General features: G+C 70.9%; 27 protein-coding genes and 2 tRNA genes. 18 read left to right on the plus strand and 11 right to left on the minus strand.

Going from position 1 to position 21,520, the window contains the following annotated elements:
• Nucleotides 1-4: 4 nt before the first annotated feature.
• The 3 genes from E1286_RS00730 to E1286_RS00740 are packed head-to-tail and all read right to left on the minus strand — an operon-like array spanning nt 5 to nt 4,169.
• A complete protein-coding gene (locus E1286_RS00730; protein ID WP_132608077.1) occupies nt 5-1,507 on the minus strand; it encodes a lipid II flippase MurJ in 1,503 nt (500 codons plus the stop codon).
• Nucleotides 1,504-2,826 (minus strand): O-antigen ligase family protein, encoded by a 1,323-nt coding sequence (locus tag E1286_RS00735; RefSeq protein WP_132608079.1) that lies wholly within the window; start codon nt 2,824-2,826, stop codon nt 1,504-1,506. Before E1286_RS00735 ends, E1286_RS00730 begins: the two co-directional genes overlap by 4 nt.
• Before the next feature lie 2 nt (nt 2,827-2,828).
• Nucleotides 2,829-4,169 (minus strand): sugar transferase, encoded by a 1,341-nt coding sequence (locus E1286_RS00740; protein ID WP_132608081.1) that lies wholly within the window; start codon nt 4,167-4,169, stop codon nt 2,829-2,831.
• A 346-nt stretch (nt 4,170-4,515) separates the two neighbouring features.
• On the opposite strand from E1286_RS00740, the gene E1286_RS00745 reads away from it, so the two are divergent.
• Both E1286_RS00745 and E1286_RS00750 read left to right on the plus strand, forming a co-directional pair.
• Complete coding sequence (locus E1286_RS00745; RefSeq protein WP_132608083.1) at nt 4,516-4,878, plus strand: ArsR/SmtB family transcription factor; 363 nt, start codon at nt 4,516-4,518, stop codon at nt 4,876-4,878.
• Nucleotides 4,879-5,018: 140 nt separating this feature from the next.
• On the plus strand, nt 5,019-5,471 hold the full coding sequence (locus tag E1286_RS00750) for a hypothetical protein (protein WP_132608085.1): 453 nt from the start codon (nt 5,019-5,021) through the stop codon (nt 5,469-5,471).
• Between the two features lie 96 nt (nt 5,472-5,567).
• Here E1286_RS00750 and E1286_RS00755 read toward each other — a convergent pair whose 3' ends face one another.
• The 3 genes from E1286_RS00755 to E1286_RS00765 all read right to left on the minus strand — a co-directional run bounded on the left by E1286_RS00755 (nt 5,568) and on the right by E1286_RS00765 (nt 7,813).
• Nucleotides 5,568-6,209: a class I SAM-dependent methyltransferase gene (locus E1286_RS00755; protein ID WP_132608087.1), complete on the minus strand. Its 642-nt coding sequence runs from the start codon at nt 6,207-6,209 to the stop codon at nt 5,568-5,570.
• A gap of 107 nt (nt 6,210-6,316) precedes the next feature.
• Nucleotides 6,317-7,042 (minus strand): SDR family oxidoreductase, encoded by a 726-nt coding sequence (locus E1286_RS00760; protein WP_132608089.1) that lies wholly within the window; start codon nt 7,040-7,042, stop codon nt 6,317-6,319.
• A 69-nt stretch (nt 7,043-7,111) separates the two neighbouring features.
• Complete coding sequence (locus E1286_RS00765; protein WP_165969502.1) at nt 7,112-7,813, minus strand: TetR/AcrR family transcriptional regulator; 702 nt, start codon at nt 7,811-7,813, stop codon at nt 7,112-7,114.
• Between the two features lie 96 nt (nt 7,814-7,909).
• On the opposite strand from E1286_RS00765, the gene E1286_RS00770 reads away from it, so the two are divergent.
• From E1286_RS00770 to E1286_RS00780, 3 genes are read left to right on the plus strand one after another with little or no spacing between them, the layout of a single operon-like run.
• Nucleotides 7,910-8,935 carry a methyltransferase gene (locus E1286_RS00770; protein ID WP_223189405.1) on the plus strand — a complete coding sequence of 342 codons (1,026 nt, stop codon included), beginning with the start codon at nt 7,910-7,912 and terminating at the stop codon, nt 8,933-8,935.
• Between the two features lie 35 nt (nt 8,936-8,970).
• Nucleotides 8,971-9,195: a hypothetical protein gene (locus tag E1286_RS00775; RefSeq protein WP_132608095.1), complete on the plus strand. Its 225-nt coding sequence runs from the start codon at nt 8,971-8,973 to the stop codon at nt 9,193-9,195.
• A gap of 41 nt (nt 9,196-9,236) precedes the next feature.
• Nucleotides 9,237-9,554 (plus strand): hypothetical protein, encoded by a 318-nt coding sequence (locus E1286_RS00780; RefSeq protein ID WP_246074281.1) that lies wholly within the window; start codon nt 9,237-9,239, stop codon nt 9,552-9,554.
• A 7-nt stretch (nt 9,555-9,561) separates the two neighbouring features.
• Here E1286_RS00780 and E1286_RS00785 read toward each other — a convergent pair whose 3' ends face one another.
• Entirely contained in the window at nt 9,562-10,023 is a 462-nt protein-coding gene (locus tag E1286_RS00785; RefSeq protein ID WP_132608099.1) for a GNAT family N-acetyltransferase, read from the minus strand.
• Here E1286_RS00785 and E1286_RS00790 point away from each other — a divergent pair.
• From E1286_RS00790 to E1286_RS00800, 3 genes are all read left to right on the plus strand, one after another.
• Complete coding sequence (locus E1286_RS00790; protein WP_132608101.1) at nt 10,022-10,624, plus strand: NUDIX domain-containing protein; 603 nt, start codon at nt 10,022-10,024, stop codon at nt 10,622-10,624. The two genes, E1286_RS00785 and E1286_RS00790, sit on opposite strands and share 2 nt — an antisense overlap.
• Nucleotides 10,625-10,685: 61 nt before the next feature.
• On the plus strand, nt 10,686-11,063 hold the full coding sequence (locus E1286_RS00795) for a DUF2255 family protein (RefSeq protein WP_132608103.1): 378 nt from the start codon (nt 10,686-10,688) through the stop codon (nt 11,061-11,063).
• Between the two features lie 62 nt (nt 11,064-11,125).
• Nucleotides 11,126-11,827, plus strand: a complete 702-nt coding sequence (locus E1286_RS00800; RefSeq protein ID WP_132608105.1) for a flavin reductase family protein — start codon at nt 11,126-11,128, stop codon at nt 11,825-11,827.
• On the opposite strand, the gene E1286_RS00805 is transcribed toward E1286_RS00800, so the two are convergent.
• Genes E1286_RS00805 through E1286_RS00815 form a run of 3 tightly spaced genes read right to left on the minus strand, consistent with a single transcriptional unit; the run spans nt 11,764 to nt 13,982 of the window.
• The gene (locus tag E1286_RS00805) at nt 11,764-12,297 is read right to left on the minus strand and encodes an NUDIX hydrolase (RefSeq protein ID WP_132608107.1); all 534 of its coding nucleotides are present in this window, start codon (nt 12,295-12,297) and stop codon (nt 11,764-11,766) included. The genes E1286_RS00800 and E1286_RS00805 overlap by 64 nt on opposite strands.
• A gap of 16 nt (nt 12,298-12,313) precedes the next feature.
• Nucleotides 12,314-13,057: an ABC transporter permease gene (locus tag E1286_RS00810; RefSeq protein ID WP_132608109.1), complete on the minus strand. Its 744-nt coding sequence runs from the start codon at nt 13,055-13,057 to the stop codon at nt 12,314-12,316.
• The gene (locus E1286_RS00815) at nt 13,038-13,982 is read right to left on the minus strand and encodes an ATP-binding cassette domain-containing protein (protein WP_132608111.1); all 945 of its coding nucleotides are present in this window, start codon (nt 13,980-13,982) and stop codon (nt 13,038-13,040) included. The genes E1286_RS00810 and E1286_RS00815 overlap by 20 nt, the downstream gene beginning before the upstream one ends.
• Nucleotides 13,983-14,507: 525 nt before the next feature.
• On the opposite strand from E1286_RS00815, the gene E1286_RS00820 reads away from it, so the two are divergent.
• The 6 genes from E1286_RS00820 to rpmG all read left to right on the plus strand — a co-directional run bounded on the left by E1286_RS00820 (nt 14,508) and on the right by rpmG (nt 17,098).
• Nucleotides 14,508-15,470, plus strand: coding sequence for a GH25 family lysozyme (locus E1286_RS00820; RefSeq protein WP_165969503.1), 963 nt, complete (start codon nt 14,508-14,510; stop codon nt 15,468-15,470).
• A 43-nt stretch (nt 15,471-15,513) separates the two neighbouring features.
• On the plus strand, nt 15,514-16,035 hold the full coding sequence (locus E1286_RS00825) for a C40 family peptidase (RefSeq protein WP_132608115.1): 522 nt from the start codon (nt 15,514-15,516) through the stop codon (nt 16,033-16,035).
• A 67-nt stretch (nt 16,036-16,102) separates the two neighbouring features.
• A complete protein-coding gene (locus tag E1286_RS00830; RefSeq protein WP_132608117.1) occupies nt 16,103-16,333 on the plus strand; it encodes a transposase in 231 nt (76 codons plus the stop codon).
• 39 nt (nt 16,334-16,372) lie between these two features.
• Nucleotides 16,373-16,448 (plus strand) — tRNA-Thr (locus E1286_RS00835).
• A gap of 340 nt (nt 16,449-16,788) precedes the next feature.
• Nucleotides 16,789-16,862, plus strand: a tRNA-Met gene (locus E1286_RS00840).
• A 71-nt stretch (nt 16,863-16,933) separates the two neighbouring features.
• Nucleotides 16,934-17,098 (plus strand): 50S ribosomal protein L33, encoded by a 165-nt coding sequence (rpmG, locus tag E1286_RS00845; protein WP_019632658.1) that lies wholly within the window; start codon nt 16,934-16,936, stop codon nt 17,096-17,098.
• A gap of 106 nt (nt 17,099-17,204) precedes the next feature.
• Here the strand turns inward: rpmG and E1286_RS00850 are convergent, their stop codons facing one another.
• The gene (locus E1286_RS00850) at nt 17,205-18,101 is read right to left on the minus strand and encodes a LysR family transcriptional regulator (protein WP_165969504.1); all 897 of its coding nucleotides are present in this window, start codon (nt 18,099-18,101) and stop codon (nt 17,205-17,207) included.
• A gap of 113 nt (nt 18,102-18,214) precedes the next feature.
• Between E1286_RS00850 and E1286_RS00855 the strand changes: the two genes are divergently transcribed.
• The 4 genes from E1286_RS00855 (at nt 18,215) to E1286_RS47435 (ending at nt 21,516) form a co-directional block, all read left to right on the plus strand.
• Nucleotides 18,215-19,432: an MFS transporter gene (locus tag E1286_RS00855; RefSeq protein WP_223189407.1), complete on the plus strand. Its 1,218-nt coding sequence runs from the start codon at nt 18,215-18,217 to the stop codon at nt 19,430-19,432.
• 117 nt (nt 19,433-19,549) lie between these two features.
• Nucleotides 19,550-19,999 (plus strand): MaoC family dehydratase N-terminal domain-containing protein, encoded by a 450-nt coding sequence (locus E1286_RS00860; RefSeq protein WP_132608121.1) that lies wholly within the window; start codon nt 19,550-19,552, stop codon nt 19,997-19,999.
• Between the two features lies 1 nt (nt 20,000).
• Nucleotides 20,001-20,429, plus strand: a complete 429-nt coding sequence (locus E1286_RS00865) for a MaoC family dehydratase (protein ID WP_132608123.1) — start codon at nt 20,001-20,003, stop codon at nt 20,427-20,429.
• Nucleotides 20,430-20,508: 79 nt separating this feature from the next.
• A complete protein-coding gene (locus E1286_RS47435; protein WP_165969505.1) occupies nt 20,509-21,516 on the plus strand; it encodes a hypothetical protein in 1,008 nt (335 codons plus the stop codon).
• Nucleotides 21,517-21,520: the final 4 nt, after the last annotated feature.

Below are 21,520 nucleotides of genomic sequence, written 5' to 3' on the forward strand. Positions count from 1 at the left end.
GCGGTCACGCGCGGCCTCGCATCCTGGTCGGGGTGTCGTCGGTGAGCGCCGTCACGGCCCGCGTCGCCACCACGACGGCGCAGAAGACGGCGGCGATGGCGGCGCCGGTCACGGTGAGGCGGACCAGCTCGGGCAGGTCCGCGGCCGGCGCCCGCACCGCCCAGCCGGCTCCGGCGGCGGCCGTGGCGGCCAGGAGCAGGCCACCGATCGGCCGGGCGACCGCGCGCGGCGGCAGGGTGATGACCCGCCGCCGCAGCCCGGCGACCAGCAGCAGGGCGGTGAGCGTGATCCCGGCCGCGTTGGCCGCGGCGATCCCCGTGGTGCCCCAGGAGGGGCGGGCCAGCACGACCGTCACGGCCAGGCCCGCGGCCATCGCGGCCGTCGGGTACCAGTACGAGCCGGCCCGGCAGAAGTACGCCCGGCTCACGGCCCCGACGACGGCCTGACCGAGCAGGCCCAGCGAATACACGCGCATGATCTGCGCGGTGGCCTCGGTGTCGGCCGCGGTGAAGGCGCCGTACTGCAGCAGGACGGCGACGAGGTCGGGAGCGCAGACGATCAGGACCGCGGCGGCCGGGAGCACGATCGCCGAGGCGGCGACCAGGTCCCGCGTCATCCGGCGGCGCGCCCGCCCGTCGTCCCCGGCGCTGATGGCCCGGGCCAGCTGCGGGAAGCTCACGGTCGCCACGATCAGCGACAGCACCATCGGCACCTGGGCGATCTTCTGGGCGTAGTTGAGGTGCGAGATCGAGCCTTCGGGCAGCGACGATCCGACGAAGCGTTCGACGAAGACCTGGCACTGGCGGGCCAGCGTGAAGACCGCGACCGGCAGGAACGCCAGCACCGGCAGCGGCACCCGCCGCGCGGTCCCGCGCGGGGCCCCGAAGCGCCGCAGGAAGGCCGGCGCCTGGACGAGCACCATGCCGAGGCCGCCCGCGGCCACCCCGACCGCGGCGGCGTACGCGCCCTGCTCCCGCAGGGCGACCACGCAGGCGACGATCCCCACGTTGTACGCCACGTAGATCGCGGCCGGCGCGGTGAACGACTGGTGGGACCGCAACGCGGCGCTGAGATAGCCGGCCAGCCCGAACGTCAGGATCGTCACCGAGGCCACCCGCATGCAGTCGACGGCCAGCTCGGGCCGCGGGATGCCGGGGGCCAGCACGCCCACCAGCCACGGCGCCGCGGCGGCGGTCAGCGCGCTCAGCGCCACGAGCCCCAGACACAGGTACGGCAGCGTCGCGGAGACCAGCTCCCGCACGTCGTGACCCAGCTCGATCCACCGGCTGAACAGCGGCACCAGCACGAACGCCATCGCGCCCTCGATGAGCAGGGGCGCGGCCGTCTCCGGGATCGTCCAGGCGACGAGGAAGGCGTCGGTGCCGGCGTCCGCCCCGAACAGCATGCCGAGCAGCAGGTCGCGGACGAACCCGAGCAGCGAGCCGATCCCGGTCAGCACGGCGGTGATGCTGACCGCCTTCACCGTGGCCGACGTGGCTGCCGTCATCGCGCCGCCCCCACCGGCGTGGCCGCCTCGACCGGGGCGGTCGTCTCGCGGCGGCCGGCGACGAGCGCCAGGGCCAGTCCGAGCGCGACGGACATGACCGTCGTCGAGGGGCCGCCGATGTCGCCGTACGCGAAGCTGATGGTCTGGCAGGTCAGCAGCCCGGCCGCGACCAGCACGCCGCCGCGCAGGGCCCACCAGGTCAGGGAGCCCAGGAACGCCACGAACGCGCCCAGCCCGAACAGCCCCTGCTCGCTGAGGGTCAGCAGGTACATGTTGTGCGGCGACAGCAGCGGCCGGCGCTGGTATCCGTGCACCGGGTCGTCGGTGTCGCTGCCGGAGGACAGCTCGATCGGGGCGTAGGTGTCGCGCAGCTCACCGAACCTGCGCGGGCCGACCCCGGTCGCCGGATGTTCCGCCCACATGCGGGTGGCGGCGAGCCAGAGGCTGTAGCGGTCGCTCACCGACTGGTCGGGGTCGCTGACGGCGGAGGCGATCGAGGCCAGCCGCCGGTCCATCAGGTCGGACCCGGTGCCGGTCGCGAAGGCGAGCACCGCGGCCGCCGCCACGACGAGGACGACCCGGGCGGCGAGCACCCGGCTGCGCAGGAAGACCACCACCAGGGCCGCGCCCAGCACGGCGATCCAGCAGCCGCGGCTGAGCGAGAGCGCGAGCGGCACGCAGAGCAGGCCCGCGCCCGCCAGCGTGAGAACACGCGCCCTGCCGCGCTGGGTCAGGCCGGCGCCCAGCAGGATGACGATCCCGTAGCTGACCATGGTCGCCATCGCCATGACGTCGGGGGCGCCGAAGGTGCCGACGGCGCGTACCCGCTCGCCTCCGTAGGCTGCGCCGGTGCCGGTGAGGACCTGGACGCAGCCGATCACTCCCTGCAACGTCGCCGCCCCGACGAGCGCCCCGCCGACGATCATGACGTCCGCCCGGTCCCGTACGGTCACCAGGACGGCCAGCGGGACCAGCACGAACACCTGGAGGAAGCGTACGAACCCCGGCAGGCTCACCAGCGTGTCGGGTGAGGCCAGCAGCGCGAGCGCGGCCGCCCCCGCGACGGGAGCGAGCACGACGGCCCGCACCGGCAGCACCCCCCGGCCCGCCCAGCCGCCCGTCCCGCGCCCGAGGCCGGGCGAGAGGGCCCGGCTGGTCGTGAACAGGACGACGGCCGCGATCGCGACCAGCAGCACCGAGGCCACGTCCGACGCCGTGACGTCCACGCCGGCGGGCGCGTCCGCCCCGCCCGCCGGGAGGCAGGCGAGCAGCACCGTGACGGCGGCCGCCAGACTGGGCCGCCCACGCAGAGCCCCCATGGCTAGCTCCCGCCCGGCCGGAGCATCGACCACACCGTCAGCAAGATGATCTTGAGGTCGGTACGGAGGCTCCACCCGTCGATGTAGTGGTTGTCGAAGCGGGCACGGTCCTCGATCGAGGTGTCCCCGCGCAGCCCGTGGATCTGGGCCCATCCGGTGATCCCCACCGGCATCCGGTGCCGCAGCTCGTAGCCGGGGACGGTCCTGGAGAACTCCTCCACGAAGTACGGGCGCTCCGGCCGTGGCCCGATGACGCTCATGTCGCCCTTGAGAACGTTCCACAGCTGGGGAAGCTCGTCGAACGACGTCCGGCGGAGCATCCTGCCGACCGGCCCCACCCGGGCGTCGTGGGCGATGCTCCACAGGGTCTCCGACTCGTGCGCGTCCACGGGCTTCAGCGTGCGGAGCTTGACCAGCTCGATCGGCTCGCCGAGGTAGCCCACCCGCCGCTGCTTGAACAGCAGGCCGGGGCCGGTCTCCCAGCGGACCAGCAACGCGCAGACCGCCAGGATCGGCGCGCTGACGATCAGCCCGGTCAGGGCCAGCGCGACGTCGATCGCCCGCTTGAGTGGCCAGGCCAGGCTGTGCTGCGCCTCGGCGCGCATGCGGACCAGCGGGAAACCGCGTACGTGCTCGCGCAGGCTGACGAAGTCGGCGACCGGCTCGCCCGGCTCGGGGGCGAGGAACACCTGGCAGCCGAGGGCCCGCGCCGTCCTCGCGACCGACGGGTGCCCCTGCCCGGTGACGACCACCGCCCGTACGTCGTGGGCCCGGATGACGGCGCCCGTGTCGGCGGGACCGCCGAGGACGGGCAGGAGCGGCCTGTCTCCGGCGGCCTCGTCGAGGAAGCCCAGGGGGAGGAGGCCGTACTCGGGGTGGGCGAGCAGGGTGGCGGCCAGTTTGTGCGCGTGCGGGCCGGCGCCGATCACCACGGCGGGGGCCGACCTGCCGTTCATGCGGGCCCTGCGTACCAGGAAGTACAGGACGCTGCGCAGGCAGAGGGCGCAGACGGTGAAGAGCGCCGCGCTCAGCCCCACCACGGTGAGCGTCGCCGGCCAGAACGCGGCGAGCGCGGCGGCCGCCCCGGCTCCGGTGAGCCAGAAACCGCGATCCAGGGTTGAGGGCAGGATCCGCGCAGCGTAGACGTGGCCGACGCAGCCGAAGGCCACGACGAGGACGGCCGCGAGCCCGATGCGCAGCGCTTCCTGCCCGGCGACGGCCGCGGTGAACGCCATGCAGATCAGGTCGATGCCGGCCAGGCCGAGCGGCTGGACAGCCATCCGGGGCCTGCGGTGCACCACCTGCCGCCTGACCTGGCGGTCACCCCCAACACGAACAGCCACTACTTCTCCGGAAATATCTAGTCGGACCAGATCAGCGGATGATCGGCTGGCCTAATCCACCGAAAAAGCCAATAGTCACCTTTTAGGCAACTTGCCGTTATATAGGCATTGAGCAGGGTTTTCCTAGGTAATACGCGAACAATGGCTAGCGAAACCTTGATCGTAGTAGCGCTCTCGGGCGAAATCGAGAACATGAAGGCCCGGTTGCCCGGAAGGTCACGCAAGATTTCATTGATTGGCCGTTGGTGATGTGAATGCCGGAGTGAGGTTTGGCCGACGAATTGCCACGGAGAGTCCGTCGCTGCCCCCAAAGCTCCTGCGCCCCGCGACGGGATACCATCGCCATATGGCGATTGATTCAGAGCGTTGCGTCACCGCCGGCATCGCGGCCGGTCTGTCGCCGGCGGCGGCGCTGTTCCACTCGCTGGCCGACGAGACCCGGCTGCGCATCGTGCAACGGCTGGCCCGGGGCGAGGCCAGGGTCGTGGACCTGACCGGCGAGCTCGGGCTGGCCCAGTCGACGGTCTCCAAGCACCTGGCCTGCCTGCGTGACTGCGGCCTGGTCGATTACCGCGCCGAGGGGCGCCAGTCGTTCTACTCGCTCACCCGGCCCGAGCTGATGGACCTGCTCTCCTCCGCCGAAAACCTGCTCAGCGCCACGGGCCACGCTGTGACGCTCTGCCCCTCCACGGCCCGTTCTGTGGAGTAATGCACGTTCGGCGGGTTATGCGTATTTGGCCACAGAACTGATCGCCTGTCCTCCCTAACGTGAGCGTTGTCCGGAACACGTGTCCGGTACGGGGAAACCGGCGTTCTCGTCCCGAGGACGCCCTCTCACTGGAGGAAACTGTGCGAAACGTTCGCAAGCTGCTCGTCGGCACCGCCCTCGCCGGTGCCCTGGCCACGGGGATATTCGCGGCTCCGGCTGCCTCCGCCGCGACGGCCACCACGGCGAGCGCCCCTGTCGCCGCCTCGGCCCAGTCCTTCTCGGCCGGCTGGAAGTACTTCAACACCGGCGGCCACGACGGCCGCATCGCCTATCAGTGGGGCCGTAAGGGCGGCCACTACTGGCTGGACTTCAAGCTGTGGGACCGTGACCGCCGTGACCGCGGGTTCACGTACTTCGACGTCTACTACAAGCGGCACGGCAAGTGGTACCACTTCAACCGCTACTCCACGAAGGGCTTCTTCGACAAGGGCAGCCCGATCATCTTCCCGCAGGACGTCCAGGACATCCGGTTCAAGGGCGGCTACGGCTGGAGCAACCACTACGGCTGGGGCGGCTACCGCTCCTACAACTGATCACACCTTCCCGCCTCAGTGAGGGAGGCGGGAAGCGGGGGAGAACCGGGCGGGCGCCTCTTCGACGGGGGCGCCCGCTCCGCTTGTGTGCGCGGCTCAGGGGCGGGTGGCGGTGCCGCGCATGTGGAAGGAGAACGGCGTGCCGCCGAACGGGAACTGGTAGCGCTCCAGCGTACGGATGGCGAAGCCGGCCCGCTCCACCTCGGCCACGATGTCGCGGCCGGTGTGGCAGCCGCCCGCCAGGCGCGGCCAGAAGGTGGCGTCCATCATCTGCTGGACGTGTACCAGCCCCGGGGTGTCGGCGCGGCCGTGCTCCAGGAAGCGCAGCTCGCCGCCCGGCTTGAGCACGCGCCGCGCCTCGGCCAGCGCCGCGGCGGGATCCGGCACCGAGCACAGCACCAGCGCGAACACCGCCGCGTCCATGCTCTGGTCGGTGGCCGGCAGATGGTCGGCCACGGCGTCGACGACCTCGACCGGCACCGGCGCCCGCGCCGCGGCCTCGGCGGCGCGCCGGCGCAGGTGGGGCTCGGGCTCGACCGCCAGCACCCGGGTGACCGCGGGCGGGTAGTGGGCGAACATGACGCCGTGACCCGCTCCGATCTCGACGACGTTCCCGCTCAGGCCGGCCAGCAGCGCCTTGCGGTGCTCGTCCATGCCGCCGCGTCCCATGACACGGCTGAGCAGGGGCCACACGCTCGCGAAGAACGGGTGGTTGACGCGGGTGGTGGTCGTGGGCATCGCTATCACCAGATCACTGGTCGGAACCACGGTCGCACAATGTGCGTATTTCGTCACCGTACCCCGATGGAGGGCCCGTCACCGGGGCTCGGTGACGGGCCGGTGGCTCACTTCTCGCGCGTGCCGCCGTCGAGCCGGAGGTCGACGCCGTTCACCGCCCGGTTCTCCAGCAGGAAGACGGACGCGTCCACGACCTCCGCCGTGGTGGGCAGCCGGTCGGTCAGCGAGCGGCTGCGCACCTGCGCCAGTTGGTCGGTCTTGTCCCGCCAGAACGGCGAGTCGCCGACGATGCCCGGGTGCAGGGAGTTGACCCGGACCGGGGCCAGCTCGACGGAGAGTGTCCTGGTCATGCCCAGGACACCGGCGTTGATCGTCGACACCGTCGTGGACCCCGGGTACGGGAGGTCCTTCGCCACCCCGCCGAACACCAGCACCGAGCTCTCGGGCGTGAACCGCGGCAGCAGCGCGCTCACCACCGCGTGGTAACCCACCAGCTTGAGCGTGGTGAGCCGGATCGCCCGGTCCACGTCGTAGTCCTTGATGGAGTTGAGGTCACGCTCGATGGCGGCGAGGGCGAGCCGGTCGACCGGGCCGACGCCCTCCAGGGCGGCGGCGACCTCCTGCGGGCGGCTCAGGTCGACGGCGAGACCGCGGGCCCGTGGAACGTTCCCGTCGGCGCCCCCGCGCGCGACGGCATCCACCTCGGCCGCGGCCTTCTCGGCCCGCGATCGGTCGCGGCCGGTCACCACGACGGACCGGCCTCTGGCGGCGTACTCCTTCGCCAGCTCCAATCCGATGCCCGAAGTGCCCCCGATGATGATCACACTGCTCACTGGTGTTCCTCTCACTTCGCGGTCAGGTCACGTACTGGCCGTCATGAACCCTTGCAACACACGAGCCGCCTACGGCGTTCCGCCCGGACGGCGGCGGACGACCACAGGGGGCCGCTGCATGGCCTTGACGAGCCGGTCCGGCCGGGGCGCGGAGGGCAGCGGGGCGGCGCCGTCGGGGCGCAGCGCGTCGAGAGCCAGGGCCAGGAAGCGCGGGGAGCTCTCCGGCGCCTCGTCGCCGAGCGACTGCACGATGGCGGCGTGCGCGACGAGCAGCAGGACCACGTCCTCGGGGGTGAAGTCGGCCCGGAGCGCGCCCTGCTGCTTGGCGGCGCGGATCAGCCGGTTCTGGGTCGAGTGGATCCGGTAGCGCAGCTCGACCAGGCGCGGCGAGTCGGGCAGGTTGAGGGTCAGGACGTCGGTCACCACCCGGTCCTCGGCCTGCATGGCGCAGAGCCGTTCGAGGTAGGTGCGGAACCCCTCCCAGGCGTCCTCGTGCCGGAGGGCCTCGCGTGCGGTGTCGAGGTAGCGCTGGGCGCGTTCGAGGAAGACGGTCTCGATCAGCTCGGTACGGTCGGGAAAGCGCCGGTAGAGGGTGCCGACGCCGACGCCCGCGCGCTTGGCGATCTCGTCGACGGGGGCGTGCACGCCCAGCTCGGCGATGACCTCGCGGGTCGCCTCGATGATGCGCCGCCGGTTGCGCTCGGCGTCCTTGCGGAGCTTCGGCGCCCCCGCCTGGACGTTGCCCTGGGAGATGCGATCGCCCTTGTTCACTTTGCGTATTTTTCCCGGTTCAGTCGTCCAAAGCCATGCTACCGTCGAAACGGAACTAAGAGTTCCGTTTTTTTGATGACGATGAGGAGAGATGTCATGACGGCAGGTCGGTCGCCGGCGGTTCCCATGCAGGCGGAGTACGAGCGCATGATGGGCATGGTCACCGGTTACTGGGTGAGCCAGGTGGTGCACGCCGCCGCGGAGTTGAACCTGGCCGAGCACGTGGCGGCGGGGCGTACGACCGCCGAGGCCGTCGCCGCGGCGGAGTCCGCCGACTCCGACGCCACCCGGCGGCTGCTGCGCACGTGTGCGTCATTGGGCCTGTTGACCTCTGAGGACGGTGTGCACTTCGCCGCCACGAGTTTGCTGGCCACGCTCCACCCGGACAGCCCCCACTCCCTGCACCACCTCACGCTGTCCCTGACGGCCCCCGGCCACTGGCTGCCCTGGGGCAGGCTTCCCGATGCCGTGCGCACCGGGAAGCCGCAGGGCCCGGCCGTGTACGGCAGCGAGGTGTGGGACTACATGGCGACCCACCCGAAGGAGGCCCACGACTTCACCCTGGCGATGGTGAACCTCACCGCGATGGCCAATGACGAGGTGGCCCGCCAGATCGACGCGCGGGGAGTGGGTGTGGCCGTCGACGTGGGCGGGGCGAACGGCTCGCTGCTCCGCGCCTTCATGCGCGAGAACCCGAACGTCAACGGCATCGTGCTCGACCGGCCGGACATCGTGCCGTCCGCGATGGAGGCGGCCGCGGCGGACGGCCTGGCGGACCGCTTCGGCGTCGTGGGCGGCGACTTCTTCGAGGAGGTCCCCGCCGGCGATCTCTACCTGCTGCGCCACATCCTGCACGACTGGAACGACGACGACTGCGTCCGCATCCTGTCCAACTGCCGCAGGTCGCTCAACCCGGGCGGGCGGGTCGCGATCGTGGAGCTCCTGGTCGGCCCCATCGGCACCCCGGGCCTCGCCCCCGTGATGGACGTCAACATGCTCGTCATGGCGGGCGGCCGGGAGCGCGACCTCGCCGAGTACGACGCCCTCTTCGCACGCGCGGGGCTGCGCCGCACGCGGGTGGCGGAGGCGGGCGACATGGTCCTCATCGAGACCGTCGCATAAAACGGTCGAGACAAAAGATGATCATGGACAAGAGCATGAGGGCAGCGCTGGCCTTCGTGGCGGCGCTCGTGGTGCTGAGCCCGGTGGGGACGGCGCACGCCGCCTCGCAGGCGTACCAGGACGTCGCCGACGCCTCCCACGCCACCAAGCAGGCCGCCTCCTTCTTCCGCTCGTACTTCACGGCGAAGAGCAGGCACGACGTCCGCGCCACCATGGCCCACGCGCCTCCGACCGGATCACGGCCGTCTCCCGGAACCTGAACGCCGCGTTCGCCGCCGGGAACGCCGAGGCCGCCGCCCGGCTGTTCTCGGCCGGCGCCGTGTTCGAGGACCTCACGCTGCGCACCACGATCCAGGGGCGGGCCGCGATCGGCCGCTACCTCGGCCGCGCCCTGCGCGAACTGCCGTACGGCACCGGCGCATCCGTGCGCCACGTCGTGGGCGGCGAACAGGGAGGCGGCTACGAGTGGAAGGCCGACGGCCACACCGTCCCGCGCGGGGTCGTGGCCCTGGAGCTCGGCAAGGCCGGCGAGATCACCCGCCTGACCACCACGTGGGACGGCGGCCTCATGGACGAAGGCGTCCTGTCGTCCCCGGCCGCCCTCTCCTTCGACCGCTGACCGGCCCTCACACCAGGTCGAGCACCCCGACCGTCTGGCCGCCGCTGATCTCACCCGTGAGGTGGAAGCCGAGCTTGCGGTAGAAGCCCTCGGGGCCGTCGTCGCCGGGCTCCCAGGTGACGTACATCCGGGTCGCGCCGCGCCTGCGCAGCTCGGCGGCGACGGACTCGACGGCGAAACGGCCGACACCGCGCCCCTGGGCCTCGGGGGTCACGTTCAGCCGCCACAGGCCGGAACGGAAGTCGACGCCCTTGTCGTCCCAGTCGATGTCGATGAACGCCATGAGGAAGCCCACGGGGGTGTCGCCGTCGAGGACGAGGCGGGGCCACGCCTCGGGGTGCACGTACGCCTCGGCGAGCGACTTCACCACCGGCGAGACGAATCGCTCCTGGTCGGGCCGGACCCGTACGGCGATGGCGCGGTCGATGTTGGCTCGGGAGATGGGGGCGAGCCTCAGACTTGAGGTCATGGAGCACACCATAGGGGCTGACGTTCCGGACATCGAAAGGGACGATCTCGTACGGCGGATCGACGAGATCGTCCCCTGGGACGAGCAGGAGGCCGCCCACGCCGCACGGGCGTCGGCGTGGGCGGCCGGCGGCGCGCCCCTCTACCGCACGCGGGAGCCCGACACCCCCGACCCTCACCTGGTGAGCTACTTCGTCGCCCTCAGCCCGCGCGAGGAGGTGCTGCTCGTCGCGCACCGCAAGGCCGGCCTCTGGCTGCCGAGCGGCGGCCACGTCGAGCCGGGGGAGTCCCCGTGGCAGACCGTCGTCCGCGAATGCCAGGAGGAGCTGCACGTCCCCGCCGTGCCGTCCGCCGTGGCGGGAGACCGTCCGTACTTCATCACCGTGACGCCGACCCGCGGCCCGCGCTCGCACACGGACGTGTCCCTCTGGTACGTCGTGGACGTCGAGGCGGTCACCTCCTTCGACCGGGACGAGTTCTCCGCGGTCAGGTGGGTGGCGTTGCCGGAGGTCCTCGACGAGCCGATCGAGGGCCTCGATCCGCATATGCACAGGTTCGCGCGGAAAGTGATGGCCGCGCTGAGCGGCGAGCCTGCCGCCTGAGCGCGTCCCCCGGCGGTCAAGATCAAGGGACCAGGCCATTGACCACGAGGGGGACGGACCGATGACGACCTGGACGAGTGACGAGATCCACCGGATCGCGACGGCGGACGAGCTGGAGGTCGCGCCGCTGGGCGGCGACGGTACGCGGCTGCGGCCGGTCCCGATCTGGGTCGTCCGCCACGACGACGACCTCTACGTCCGCTCCTACAAGGGCGACGACGGCCGGTGGTACCGCGCGGCCAAGGCCAGCGGCCAGGGACGCATCCAGGCGGGCGGCGTCGACCGGGACGTCACCTTCGTGGCGGAGGGCGACCCCGGCCTCAACGAGCAGATCGACGCCGCGTACCGCAGCAAGTACCACCGCTACGGCCAGGACTACGTCGAGACCATCGTGTCGTCCGACGCGCGCACGACGACGCTCAAGCTGCTGCCGCGCTGAGCTCGAAGAGAGGTCCGAAGGCCGCCAGCACGCGGCCCGGCCTGCGGTGAGAGTGGACGGTCATGAGCATTGACACGCGTCCGGTTGCCCGCGCGCACACCTCTCTTGAACCGAACATCCTCTACTTCGGCACCCCCGTCGTCCTGATCTCCTCCTGCGACGAGGACGGGACGCCCAACCTGGCCCCCATGTCGTCGGCCTTCTGGCTGGGATGGCGGGCCGTGCTGGGGCTGGGGGTCCGGTCGAAGACGGCCCAGAACCTGCTCAGGACCCGCGAGTGCGTCCTGAACCTGCCGTCCGACGCCCTCGCCGGCGCCGTGGATCGGCTGGCGCTCACCACGGGGGCGGACCCCGTTCCCGAGCGCAAGCACGAGCGCGGCTACCGGTTCGTCCGGGACAAGTTCGGCCGCGCGGGGCTGACCGCCGTCGCGTCGGAGACGGTGGCGCCGCCGCGGGTGGCCGAGTGCCCGGTGGCCATGGAGGCCGTGCTCGAACGCCACCACCCCGTGGACGACGGCGGGGTGGTGGCGTTCGAGGTGCGGGTGCAGCGCGTCTGGGTGCACGAGGAGATCCGCATGTCCGATACGGACGACCGCATCGACCCCGACGCCTGGCGCCCGCTGATCATGAGCTTCCAGCAGTTGTACGGCCTCGGCCCCCGGGTGCGCCCGTCGACCCTGGCCACGATCCCCGAGCGCCTCTACCGCAGCGACGACATGGACCGCGCCCGCGCGATCTCCACCAGGGGCAGCCAGGTGCTCTGAGCGCAGACGCGCCCGATCTCGGCCGTGGACAGCCAGTCGGCCCGGGTGCTCTCCGACCCGGCCGGCGGCCGCGTCGGCGCCCCCGGCCCCGGCACGCTCCCGCGGAACATCACCATGTACGCCAGCTCCGGATACCGGTATCCATCGGGCGCCGGCTCCAGCAGCTCGATCCGCTGCCAGGCGAAGACCGACAGCGAGGAGACGGGCACGCGCAGCCCCGTCTCCTCGTACAGCTCCCGGGCCGCCGCGTCGGCGGCGTTCTCGCCGGGCTCCAGGTGGCCGCCGGGGATGTCCCAGCCGCGGCCCTCGCGGTCCACGCAGGTCATGAGCGTCCTGCCCGGCTCGTCGGCCACGAACGCGAACGCGGACGTCGTCCGGTCCACGGGCGGGAGGGTCTCGGAGAGGACGAGGTCCAGGCGGTGGGCCACGGGGATCCACGGCACGGTGTGGGTCGCGACGAGCTTCGTCATGGCCCCATCCTGCCGGTCAGACGCCCTTCCGCATCGCGCGGTTGCCCAGGTGGAGGCCGATCGCGGCGATGGCGCAGACCGAGATGGTGCCGTACAGGACCGAGGGGTCGGCGAGGTCGCCGGCGAACAGCGCCCGCTGCGCGTCCACGATGTACGTCACCGGGTTGAGCTGTCCCAGGATGCGCAGCCACCCGGGGGCGGTCTCCAGCGGCAGCAGCACCCCCGACAGCAGCAGCAGCGGGAAGAGCACCGACTGGCTGACCATGTAGAACAGGGTGCCGTTGGGCGCCGACTTGATGGCCAGCACGAACGACAGCGAGCCCAGGCCCACCGCGAACACCGCGAGCTGGGCCAGCCCGGCCAGCACCCCTGCGACGTGCAGCTCGAAGCCGAGCGGCACGGCCACGACGATGATCAGCACCGCCTCCACGAGCAGCGTGATCGTGGCCTTCATGCTCTTGCCCACCAGCATCGCCGTACGGTTCAGCGGCGTCACCAGCATGCGCTCCATCGCGCCGCCGAGCAGCTCGACCAGCAGCGAGTACCCGGCGCTCAGGGGCCCGGTCAGGCACATCATCACGAGGATGCCGGGCACGAACCACTGCCACGACGACCCGACCGCCCCGCCCAGCAGCGCCCCGAACAGGAACAGGAACAGCAGCGGCTGTCCCATCTCGAACAGCAGCCCGACGGGATTGCGCAGGCTCGGCCTGATCTCGCGGGAGAAGACGATGGTGGTGTCACGCAGGAATGTCGTCATCGGTGAGGCTTCTCCCGGTCAGGCTGAGGAACACGTCGTCGAGGGTGGGCCGGATGGTCTCGGCGGCGAGGACCTTGACGCCGGCCGCGTCGAGGGTGCGCAGGTGGTCGGGCAGCGCGGCGGTCGCCCGGTCCACCCGGAGCGTCACGGTGGTGCCCTCGGCCGTCCCGCCGCCGATGCGGGCGGCCTTCTCGGCGTCCTGCTCGGTGCCGGCGGTGATGACGATGCGGTCGCCGGCCAGGTCGTTCTTGAGCTGCTCTGCCGTGCCGTCGGCGATGATGCGCCCGCCGTCGATGATCACCACCCGTTCGGCCATGTTGTCGGCCTCCTCCAGGTAGTGGGTGGTGAGGAACAACGTGGTCCCGTACGCCTCCCGCAGCCGCAGGATGTGTTGCCAGATCTCCGCGCGGCTCTTCGGGTCGAGTCCGGTGGACGGCTCGTCCAGGAACAGCAGGTCGGGGCGGTGGATGAGGCCGAGCGCGATGTCGACGCGGCGGCGCTGCCCGCCCGACAGGGTGCCGGGCAGCCGCTTGGCCAGCGGGGTCAGGTCGAGCAGGTCGAGCAGCTCGTCGGCGCGGGCGGCGGCCTCGCTGGGGCGCAGGCCGTAGCAGCGGCCCTGGGTGACGAGCTCGTCGCGGATGCGGTACTCCTCGCCGACGCTGTTGTGCTGGCCGACGTACCCGATGCGGGAGCGCACGCCGGCGGGGTTCTCGGCGACGTCGTGGCCGGCCACGGTGGCGGTGCCGGAGGTGGGGGGCAGAAGGGTGGTGAGCATGCGGAGCGTGGTGGACTTGCCGGCGCCGTTCGGGCCGAGGAAGGCGACGAGCTGACCGGCCTCGACGTCGAGGTCGATGCCGCGTACGGCTTCCACTTTCTCCTTTCGTTTCATCGTGAAGACTCGGGTGAGGCCCCGGGTGTGGATCATGGTTGAACTCCTCCGGGCATGGCGAAGAAACCCCTGGTCGGGGGCGCAATCGAGGATCAGCACCAGTGTGAGCAAGGGAAACCGGTTTGGCAAACGTGAATGTCACGTTTACGAAGCGCCCTGACCTGCGAAAACGCCGTTCGCGGCGGCGGCGTCCGGGAAGCTTTTTCACGCCTCTGAGGTGCGGCTTCTTGCATGTGCGCAAGATTTCTGCGCAAGCCCTGCCATCATGCGATCACGCGCCGGACGATCGTGCCCGTGAACGGCCTTGACCACGCTGGCGCGGGCCCTCGGGCCCGCGCTGGCCTTCCCGTCGTCAGCAAGGACGATCACCGTGACGCTGAGGGCGCGGCGAGCGGTGGCGGGAGTGGGTCGCCCGCCCCGGCCGCTCCCGTTGGGGCTGGTCTATTGCGTCGATACGACAAAAGCAGTTGATATTTCGCGACTTGCGGAATTGTGCGTGGCTCCGCAATGATCTCCGGCGTGAAACGTCTGTTATTCATTGCGGTAATTGCCACGGTCGGGATGACCGGCGTCGCCCAGGCGGCCGACGGAGTCCCCGGCGTGGATGTGAGCAACTGGACCGGCGACATCGACTGGGCCACCGCCGCCGCCGGAGGCGCCAAGTTCGCGTTCGTGCACGCCACCGAGGGGACCGACTACCGCAATCCGCGTTTCGAGGCCCAGTACGGCGGCGCCGCGGCGGCCGGGCTCTTCCGGGGCGCGTACCACTTCGCGCAGCCGCACGAATCCGACGGCACCGCCCAGGCCGACTTCTTCCTCCAGAACGGCGGCACCTGGGTCAGCGACGGCCGGACGCTGCCGGGCGTGCTCGACGTCGAGGACAACCCGTACAAGGACCAGAACGGCAAGAACAACTGCTACGGGCTCTCGGCCAAGGACATGGTCACCTGGCTGAAGGACTTCACCGGCAGGTACCGCGAGGTGACCGGCCGGCACGCGATCATCTACACCACCACGAGCTGGTGGCGGACCTGCACGGGCGACTCCAAGGCGTTCGCGGCCAACCCGCTCTGGCTGGCCCGCTGGGGCAGCGAGCCGGGGGAGCTGCCGAAGAGCTGGAAGCGGCACACGTTCTGGCAGTCGGCCGAGAAGGGCCCGCTCGTCGGCGGGCAGAACGCCTTCAACGGCACCGAGTCCGCGCTCAAGTCGCTGGTCAACCCGCCGGCCGAGGTGCGGGTGTCCGGCGCGGCGAAGAGCCGTACGCGCTATCGGGTCACCGTCGCCAACACCGGCCCGCACCCCGTCAAGGACATCAAGGTCTCGGGCCGGGCGTTCGGCGGTCAGCGCGTGGTCAAGGCGCCCGCCTGCAAGTTCAGCGGCACGGCGGTGTCGTGCCGGGTCGAGGAGCTGCCGCGCGGGAAGCAGGTGACGTTCGAGTTCACCACCAAACCGAGCAAGAGCAAGGGCACGGTCGGGATGAACGTCACAGTCGGTTCGGTGAAACTCACTCTCAAGTCTCGATAAGGCAGGATAAATCCCAAGCCCATGTTTTTTCGGGGGGTGTGGGATGAAAAGGCCGCCAGCCGTGGCGGTGGCGCTGCTCGTGCTGGCCGCCACGGCCTCCGCCCCGCTGAGCCTGCCGGTGCCGCCGCCGACGGTGCGGATCGCGTACGAGCTCGAACAGCTCGGGATCGTCTACTCGTGGGGCGGCGGCCACGCGGCGTCTCCCGGCCCCTCGAAGGGCACCTGCGTGGGCTACCAGGGCAGCATCAAGCCCTGCCCGGCCGCCCGGACGACCGGGCTCGACTGCTCGGGGTTCGTGCGCTGGGTCTACGCCCTGGCCCGCGGCGAGGACGTCCTGGGCCCCGGCAACACCGACGACCAGGTGCGCAAACTGCGCCGGGTCGCCTCCGCCCGCCCCGGTGACCTGGTGTTCTTCGGAAAGGTCACGAAGCGGACGGTCAGGACCCACCACGTGGGCCTCTACCTCGGCAACGGGAAGATGATGAACGCTCCCGAGACCGGCGCCGTGGTGCGCGTGGACGACATCGCGCCCAAGAAGGACTTCGCCGGGTTCTACCGGTACTGAGTCGGTATGGCGGTAACGCCTGTGGCGTGGCGAAAAATGAGAGACCCGGCGGCTAAGGTGTGCCGCTGTGGAAAGACGATGGATGGGCCTCGACGGTTACGAGGTGGTGGCGGCCGTGCTCGCGGGTCGGCAGGTGCTGCGGGTGCGCAGAAACGGCCGGGTGGTCGCCGACTGCATGTCCGTGGCCGAGGTGGCCAGGCACGTCGACCTGGCGGATCTGTGCGAGGTCATCGACTTTCCCGTGCGGCGCGCGATCGACGAGCCGGCGGAGGCCCGAACGAGTTCGCATCATCGCTGAGTGCCGTGTATGGTTACACCTGTCCGCAGCGCCGGACAGGCCCCTATAGCTCAGTCGGCAGAGCGTCTCCATGGTAAGGAGAAGGTCAACGGTTCGATTCCGTTTGGGGGCTCCACTTCTGAACAGCCACAACGCCCGGCCGCGAGAAACGCGGAGCCGGGCGTTCGTCGTTGTGAGCTGGAACAATGTCCCCTTTTCCGGCGTTATGCCCACCCAGAGGATGCTTGCTTCAGCTTCCCGGGTTCCCGGCCACTGTGGCCGGGTTCGCGGGGTGTGGCGGGCGCTGCTACGCTGATCACCCTCGATGCGGTGGCGGGCGGGGGTTCGCCGGTTATTGATTTCGAGTGACGGGGGTTCCTGAGGCATACTGGGAGCACCCCACCCGATCGGGCGAGTTACTAATGTGCTCACCGCTTCGGGTATCCTCTACGAGGCCGGGTCGTTACCGGCCCAAAGGCGGAGTAGCTCAGTCTGGCAGAGCAAACGGCTCATAATCGTTGTGTCGCCGGTTCAAGTCCGGCCTCCGCTACTGCCCTAACCCAGGTCCACCGACCTGGGTACGGGCGTGTCCATGTCCCAAACGTAGAAAGGCACTCCCAAGTGGCTGCCACCGACGTTAGGCCGAAGATCACGCTGGCCTGCCAGGAGTGCAAGCACCGCAACTACATCACGCGGAAGAACCGGCGTAACGACCCGGATCGGCTTGAGCTGAAGAAGTACTGCCCCAACTGCCGCTGCCACCGCGCGCACCGCGAGACCCGCTAGGTCCCCGGGCAGAGCCTCTTCCCCCTTACCCTCCATAGCGCACCAACCGGCGTCCTGTGACAGGGCGCCGGTTTGTCGTGTCTGCCCCCGGATATCGGGGCCTGCGTCAGGGGCGGTTCTCCTGGGTGACGAGGCGCATCTCGTTCGCGACGGCTTCGGTGAAGGCTCGGACCACGCGTCTTCCTGAGCGGGCCGTGGCCAGCGACATGGTCCAGCACAGCTCCTCGCCGCGCAGGCGCTGCACGCGGACCCCGTCGAGGGGCACGAAACCCGGCACCAGCGCCACCCCGAGCCCGGCCCGTACGTACGCGGGCATCATCGCCACGTCGGCGGTCTCCAGCGTGATCGAGCGCTGGAGCGACGCCCGGGCGAACACCTCGTCCACGATCGCCCGGTTGCCGAACCCGGGCGGCGAGTCGATCCACCGGTCCCCGCTCAGCTCGGCCAGCGAGACGTCCGGCGCGGAGGCGTACGGATGACCGGGCGGCAGGATCAGCCGTAGCGGGAGGCGGGTCAGGTCGCGCAGCTCCACCCCAGCCGGCGGCGGCGTGGAGATCGAGACGAACGCCGCGTCGAGCAGGCCGTCCGTCAGCGCCCGGATCAGGCCGGCCGACCCGTCGGGGAACGCCCGAATGCTCACCGTGACCTGCGGATAGGCGGCCTGGAAGCGGGCGAGCAGCCGGGGCAGGTCGAGCACCCGCAGCGGCGTCATCGTGCCGACCACGAGCGGCCCCCGCACCTCGGCCAGCGTCTCCGCGACGGCCTGCCGGGCGCGGTCGGCCGCGGCGAGGGTGGCTCTGGCCTCCGGCAACAGCGCGAGCCCCGCGTCGGTGAGCACCGCCCTGCGCGCCGTACGGATGAACAGCGGCGCGCCGAGCTCGCTCTCCAGGGCGCGCAGCGTGCTGGAGACTCCCGACTGCACCAGGTGCAGCCGCTCGCCGGCCGCCGTGAGAGTGCCCTCCTCGGCGATCGCCAGGAAGACCTCCAGATGGCGTAGGTCCATCACCCCTCCCATCTCTGTTGGAGATGGTTGTCAACATAATCAATTGTTGGCGGAGATGGCATACCGTCCCGCATAGTTGCGAGGTACATAGTTGATAATTTCAAGGAGTTAGCGTGGCCACGCGCAGCGCCGCGGTGCGGGCGTCGAGCTCCCGCCACGGCATCGGGTTCTGGATCGTCGCTTACGTCTTCGCCGTCGAGATGGCCTTCTCCGCGGCGCCGACGCCGATGTGGAGCCTCTATCGGGAACGTGATCATTTCTCCACGATGATGGTGACGGTGGCCTTCGCGGCCTACTCCATCGGCGTCGTGATCAGCATTTTCCTGGCCGGCCATGTGTCCGACTGGCGAGGGCGGCGGCGCATCCTGCTGCCCGCCATCCTGTTGCAGACCGTTTCGGCCGTGCTCTTCTTGGCCTGGCCGGACCTGCCCGGTCTCATCGTGGCCCGGGTGGTGAGCGGCCTGAGCGTCGGCATGGCCACCGCGACGGCGACGGCGTACCTCGCCGAGCTGAACGCCGTCATCCGGCCGGGTAGCTCGCACAACCGCCCGACGCTGGTCGCCACGGCGGCCAACCTGGGCGGCATCGGCCTCGGCCCGCTGCTCGCGGGTGTGCTGGTGCAGTACGCCGACGCCAAGCTGACCGTGCCGTTCGTGGTGTTCCTGGTGCTGCTCGTCCTGTCGCTCGTGGGGTTGTGGCTGGTGCCGGAGACCGTCAGGGTGCGGCAGGCGCGGGCGTACCGCCCGCAGCGGGTGGTCGTGCCGTCCCACGCCCGGTTGCGCTACTTCGCGGTCGCGGGCGCGAGTTTCGGGCTGTTCGCCATCCTGGGCCTGTTCACCTCGCTGGCGCCGAGCTTCCTGGCCGCCATCGGGCAGCCGTCGCCCGTCGTGGCCGGGGTGGCCGCGTTCCTGGTGTTCGGCGGCGCCGCCGTGGCGCAGATGGGGCTCGGCCGGCTGACGTTGCAGCGTCAGCTCGCCGTCGGCTTCTGGATGACCGCGGTGGGCGTCCTCGTGCTGGCCGCCGGCGTGCTGGCGGCCAGCACGCCCGGCTTCCTCGTCGGCGGCCTGGTCGCCGGCAGCGGCTCGGGGATCCTGCTCAAGGGCGCCCTGGGCACCGCCGCGATGCTCGCCCCCGCCGGCGCGCGCGGCGAGGCCATCGCCGGGATCTTCCTCGCCGGGTACGTCGGCCTCGCGCTGCCCGTCCTCGGCATGGGCGTCGCGACCGGTCTCGGCGCGTCCCTGGATGCCTCGCTGATCGGCCTGGCGGCGTTCGTCCTGGTGGTCGTGGCGGCGGCCGCCGCGATGCTCCGCCGCAACCCCGTCACCGGCTGACTCCCGGGCGTGAAAGCCCTGGCCGTGGGCAAAATCAAGGCCATCAACCCCGCCGGCCGAACGTTGTTCCGTTAGCGTTCGCCGACGGTAGTGCTCGGGAAAGATGCGAGGGAGCAGATGGCCTTGAACCGTGACTTCGTCGGCAAATCGTACGGGCCCACTGCCCCCTACGAGGTCAGCCGGGTGAAGATCAGGGAGTTCGCGGCGGCGATCGGCGACAGCAACCCGCTCTACCGCGACCAGGAGGCCGCCCGGGCCGCAGGTCACCCCGACGTGGTCGCGCCACCCACGTTCCCCATCGTGTTCAGCCTGCAGAGCGGCGGCGAGGCGCTGGTGGACCCCGGCCTGGGGGTGAACGTCGCCATGGTCGTCCACGGCGAGCAGCGCTTCGAGTACGTCCGCCCCATCCACGCCGGCGACCAACTGGTCCTGACCTCCACGATCACCGACATCCGCACGGCCGGGCAGAACGAGCTGCTGACGATCAGGAGCGACGTGACGACGGTCGAGGGCGAGCCGGTCTGCGTGACGTACAACACGATCGTCGAGCGCGGAGGGGCCGCCTGAGATGACCGCCGCGGTGAGGTACGACGAGGTCGAGGTCGGTCAGGAGCTGCCGCCCGTCGACTACAACGTGCGCCGGCTGGACCTCGTGATGTACGCGGGCGCGTCCGGCGACTTCAACCAGATCCACTGGAACGAGCGTTTCGCCAGGATGGTCGGGTTGCCGGACGTGATCGCGCACGGGATGTACACGATGGCGCAGGCCGGACGATTCGTCACGGACTGGGCGGGTGATCCGGGCGCGGTGGTCGACTTCGGGGTGCGGTTCTCCTCGATGGTGGTGGTGCCCGACGACGACATGGGGGCCGTGATCACGGTCAGCGGCGTGGTGGAGGAGAAGCTCGAGGACAAGCGGGTGGTGATCGCGCTGACCGCGAAGTCGGGCGACGTGCGGGTGTTGTCGAAGGCGCGTGCCGTGGTGCAGCTCACCTGATAGGGCGGCCCTCTGCCGGGTAGCGGGTTCAGCTATGAGTGATGTCTGGCCCACGGTTCGATCGATCCCCGTCTCCGCTGTGACCGACGCCCGGAGTCCTGGACACCTGCGCCCCGCGCGGGTCGAGCAGATCGCCGGGACGGTCAGCACCGGGCGTGACACGGCGGGCGGCGCGACGGCCCCCGCCCGGGGGAGGCGGCCTGGCGCGGCGACCGGCGTGGGCACGGCGGGTGCCAGACCGGCGGGAGAGCACGCCCGGATGAACCCGGCCGCCGAGCTCGGCTTCTCCGGCGACCCCGAGCAGCACGGCGACCGCGGCGACGGCATGCTGCACGCCCAGCGCACCTGGGACGGCACGCTGGCCACCAACCGCCTCGACACCCTCGGCGTCAACGTCGAGCGGCAGCGCATGGAGATCCAGGAGGTCACCGCCACGGTGAGCCTGCTGGTCGACGGCTGGCCCGACGACGTCATGAAGAGCGTGTTGTCGGTGATGGACCACACGCGCGCCCGGGTGCTCGCACTCGACCTCGGCAACGTGGACGGTGCCGGCGACGTGCTGCGCGAGCTGGCCGAGCGGTATCCGGAACGGATCACCGCCTGGCACGTCGCCGAGACGCCGCACTGGCGCGGCGGCACCGCGACGTGGGGCGAGAGCCGGATGAAGCTGCTGCAGCTGGACGAGTCCGAGGTGCACGTGCTGATGGAGACGTACGTCCTGCTGCGCGGCGACGCGCTGACCCCGCTGATCGCGGCGGTCGCGGAGGGCGCGGTGGCGGCCGGCTGGAAGGGCGCGGAGCCGGGGGACGGCGAGCCGCGGCCGGCCGGGCCGGGCAAGGTGCGGGCGCTGACCGGGGAGCTCATGGCGGTGCGCAGGGCGCAGGCGTTCCGCGCGCTGCCGGCGGAGGCCCGCTATGCCGGCAACGCCGACCTGGAGCTGTCGCTGGCGCTGCCGGGCGACCTGGTGGTGCCGGAAGAGCCGCTGCCGGTGGTCGCGCTGGAGCCGCACGCCGTCGCGCCCGACTACCGTGACCGGGAGGCCCGGCGCAACTACGGCGAGGTGTTGCGCATGCTGCGCGCCTCCTAAGCTA

The sequence above is a fragment of the Nonomuraea terrae genome (assembly GCF_004348995.1).
In the GTDB taxonomy this organism is placed as follows: Bacteria; Actinomycetota; Actinomycetes; order Streptosporangiales; family Streptosporangiaceae; genus Nonomuraea; species Nonomuraea terrae.